Below are 3,593 nucleotides of genomic sequence, written 5' to 3'. Positions count from 1 at the left end.
ATTGAAAATGTGGCAATCACCTTTGCCCGGACAGACGCATCTATCAACCGCTTCATCGCCAGACTCCCATCATCAGCTTGTTGGGAGTCTTATCCGTACCGCAAGAATATCAAATCGGGGCTTACCCTGATCGCGTTTCTTGCAAGGGAGGTGAAAGGAAGGAACAGGCGAGAAAACGGAACTTGCTCGATCAAGTTTTGCCAGACAGGCGGTCATTCACGAGTGGATGTGTGAAAGGATGGTGATCCGGGTGGGATTCGAACCCACGGCCACATGATTAAAAGTCACGTGCTCTACCGACTGAGCTACCGGATCATCCAGTGCGGCGGTTGGAAACTGCCCCCCGCCGGAAGTGGGCGCACCATAGAAAGACGCGCCGCAAAGGTCAACCATGGGCTTGATGGCGAATGCAGGATTTTGCCATCAAGCCCACCCATCAAGCCCAGGCGTCGGGATCAGGTCTGGTTGGTCGTCGGGACAGTACCGTTGCCGGCCTCCAGCGCGAAGCGTTCGGCCAACCGCTCGGCGACACGAGCCGAGACGAAGTGGCGGATGTCGCCGCCGAGCCGCCCGATCTCCTTCACGAAACGCGAGGAGATGAACTGGTGCTTCTCCGACGACATCAGGAAGATCGTCTCGACCTTCGGATTCAGCCGCGCGTTCATGCCCGCCATCTGGAATTCATATTCGAAGTCCGAGACGGCGCGCAGGCCGCGGATGATGACGCTGGCATTCATCTCGATGGCAAAATGCATCAGCAGATTATCGAACGCCCGCACCTCGATGCTGGCCCCGCCGGCATTCAGCGCGGTCACATCCTCGCGAACCATGGCGACCCGCTCGTCCGTGGAGTAGAGCGGGCCTTTGCCGGCATTCCGCGCGACGCCGATGATCAGGTGATCGACCTGACGGGCAGCGCGCTGGATGATGTCCATGTGACCGTTTGTGATCGGATCGAAGGTGCCGGGATAGACACCGATTCGCCGACCCTTGCTGGTCTCGGTCTGGCTGGTCGCCATGGGTTCCCCTTTAGGCCCGTCCGTTATTCGTTCGGCGCGGCGGTGCCGCCGGCTTCGCCGACCGACCCGACCGAACCGTTGGCGTCGCCGCCGTCCTCGATACCGGTTTCCGCACCACCGGTCTCGCCTTCTTCCTCGGCGATGGTGGCGACGGACACCACGCGCTCGTCGGCCCCCACGCGGAACAGCGTCACGCCCAGTGTCTTGCGGCCGGCCACCCGCACATCGTGCAGCGGCATGCGGATCACCTGACCGCCATTGGTGACCATCATCACCTGATGGTTCGATTCCACCGGGAACGCAGCGACGATCGAGCCGTTGCGCTCGCCCATCTCCATGTTCCAGATACCCTGGCCGCCACGTCCGGCGGTGCGGTACTCGTAGGACGAGCTGCGCTTGCCATAGCCGCGGTCTGAGACGGTGAGAATATACTGTTCCTTTTGTTTCAGTTCCTCGAACCGCTCCTGCGTCAGGGTGACGCTGTCTGCCGGCACCTCGTCGGCCTCCGGAGCGGCCTCGCCTTCCATCTCCAGCCCTTCCTCGCGCTTCCTCTTGAAGAAGGCGGCGCGCTCCTCGGGCGTGGCGTCAACATGGGCCAGGATCGACAGTGACACCACCTCGTCCCCGTCGGCCAGCTTGATTCCGCGCACGCCGGTCGAGGTGCGTCCGGCAAAGACGCGCACATCGTCGACCGGGAAGCGGATGCACTTGCCGCCGCGGGTCGCCAGCAGGACGTCGTCGGTTTCCGAACAGGTGTGGACGCCGATCAGCCGCTCGCCTTCCTCCTCCAACTTCATGGCAATCAGGCCGTTGGAGCGGATGTTGGCGAAGTCCGACATGCGGTTGCGGCGGACGTTGCCTTTCGACGTGGCGAAGACGACGTGCAGATCGGCCCAGGCCGCCTCATCCTCCGGCAAGGGCAGGACGGTGGTGATGGTCTCACCGTCGATCAGCGGCAGCAGGTTGACGAAGGCCTTGCCACGCGCCTGCGGGTTGCCCAGCGGCAAACGGTAGACCTTCAGCTTGTAGACCATGCCGCGGTTGGAGAAGAGCAGCAGCGGCGTGTGGGTGTTGGCGACGAACAGGTCGCTGACCGCGTCCTCCGCCTTCATCGACATGCCGGCGCGGCCCTTGCCGCCGCGCTTCTGCGCCCGGTAGGTCGACAGCGGCACCCGCTTCACATAGCCGGACTGGCTGACGGTGACGACCATGTCCTCGCGCTGGATCAGGTCCTCGATGTCGGCCTCGAACTCCAGATCCTGGATTTCGGTGCGGCGCGGCGTGCCGAACCGTTCCTTCATCTCCACCAGCTCGTCGCGCAGGATCCCCATCAGCTTCGGCCGGTTGGCGAGCGTGGCGAGGAAGTCGGCGATCTGGTCGGTGACGTCCTTCAGCTCGGCGCCGATCTTGTCGCGCTCCAGCCCGGTCAGGCGGTGCAGGCGCAGGTCGAGGATGGCGCGGGCCTGGACTTCGGACAGCCGGTAGGTGCCCTGTTCGCTGACACCACGGCCGGGCTCGTCGATCAGCTCGATCAGCGGGCCGACGTCATGGACCGGCCACTCGCGGTTCATCATCTCCTCGCGCGCCCAGACCGGATCGGGCGCGCTGCGGATCAGCTCGATCATCGCATCCAGGTTGGCGACGGCGACCGCCAGACCGACCAAGGTGTGCGCCCGCTCGCGGGCCTTGCCCAGCAGGAACTCGGTCCGGCGGGTGATGACCTGCTCGCGGAACCGGATGAAGGCGGTGATGACGTCCAGGAGATTCATCAGCTCCGGACGGCCGCCGTTCAGCGCCAGCATGTTGACGCCGAAAGAGGTCTGGAGCTGTGTGTGGCGGAACAGCTGGGCCAGCACCACGTCGGGAACCGCGTCGCGCTTCAGCTCGATCACCACCCGCACGCCGTCGCGGTCCGATTCGTCGCGCAGATCGGCGATGCCCTCGATGGTCTTGTCGTTCACGACCTCGCCGATGCGTTCCATCAGCTTGGCCTTGTTGACCTGATAGGGGATCTCGGTGGCGACGATGGCGGTGCGGTCCTTGCGCACCTCCTCGAAATGGGTCTTGGCGCGCATGATGATCGAGCCGCGCCCGGTCTGCAACGCCGCCCGGCTGCCCGACCGGCCGAGGATCAGGCCGCCGGTTGGGAAATCGGGGCCGGGCACATGCTCCATCAACTCGTCGAGCGTGACGTCGGGGTTGTCGATGTAGGCACAGCAGGCGTCGATCACCTCGCCCAGATTGTGGGTTGGGATGTTGGTCGCCATGCCGACGGCGATGCCGCCGGCGCCGTTCACCAGCAGGTTCGGGAAGCGGGCAGGGACAACGGTAGGCTCGCGGCCCGAATCGTCGTATCTGGCCTGGAAATCGATGGTGTCCTTGTCGATGTCGTCGAGCAGCGCTTCCGCCGCCTTGGCAAGCCGCGCCTCAGTGTAGCGCATGGCCGCCGGCGGATCGCCGTCCATCGAGCCGAAATTGCCCTGGCCGACTATCAGCGGCAGGCGCATGGAGAAGTCCTGCGCCATGCGGACCATGGCGTCGTAGATCGCGCTGTCGCCGTGCGGGTGGTATTTA

General features: G+C 64.3%; 3 protein-coding genes and 1 tRNA gene. 1 reads left to right on the top strand and 3 read right to left on the bottom strand.

The features are described 5' to 3' along the window. Window positions 1-234 (top strand): hypothetical protein (locus tag I71_RS39220; RefSeq protein WP_211098437.1); only part of this gene is annotated, 234 nt, incomplete at its 5' end. A gap of 5 nt (window positions 235-239) precedes the next feature. On the opposite strand, the gene I71_RS25410 is transcribed toward I71_RS39220, so the two are convergent. From I71_RS25410 to gyrA, 3 genes are all read right to left on the bottom strand, one after another. After that, window positions 240-315: transfer RNA gene (locus I71_RS25410), tRNA-Lys, on the bottom strand. Window positions 316-455: 140 nt separating this feature from the next. Beyond that, a complete protein-coding gene (gene coaD / locus I71_RS25405; protein WP_042700367.1) occupies window positions 456-1,019 on the bottom strand; it encodes a pantetheine-phosphate adenylyltransferase in 564 nt (187 codons plus the stop codon). A 23-nt stretch (window positions 1,020-1,042) separates the two neighbouring features. After that, window positions 1,043-3,593: DNA gyrase subunit A (gene gyrA / locus I71_RS25400; protein ID WP_042700364.1), on the bottom strand; the 2,551-nt coding region annotated here is incomplete at its 5' end.

The sequence above is a fragment of the Azospirillum sp. B506 genome (assembly GCF_000333595.1).
GTDB lineage: Bacteria > Pseudomonadota > Alphaproteobacteria > Azospirillales > Azospirillaceae > Azospirillum.
The sequence above is the reverse complement of the archived record's forward strand: the minus strand, read 5'-3'. Positions and strand labels throughout refer to the sequence as shown.

Coding starts and splice junctions, on each gene's coding strand:
- coaD (WP_042700367.1), bottom strand. CDS start 1,019: ATGGCGACCAGCCAGACCGAGACCAGCAAGGGTCGGCGAATCGGTGTC.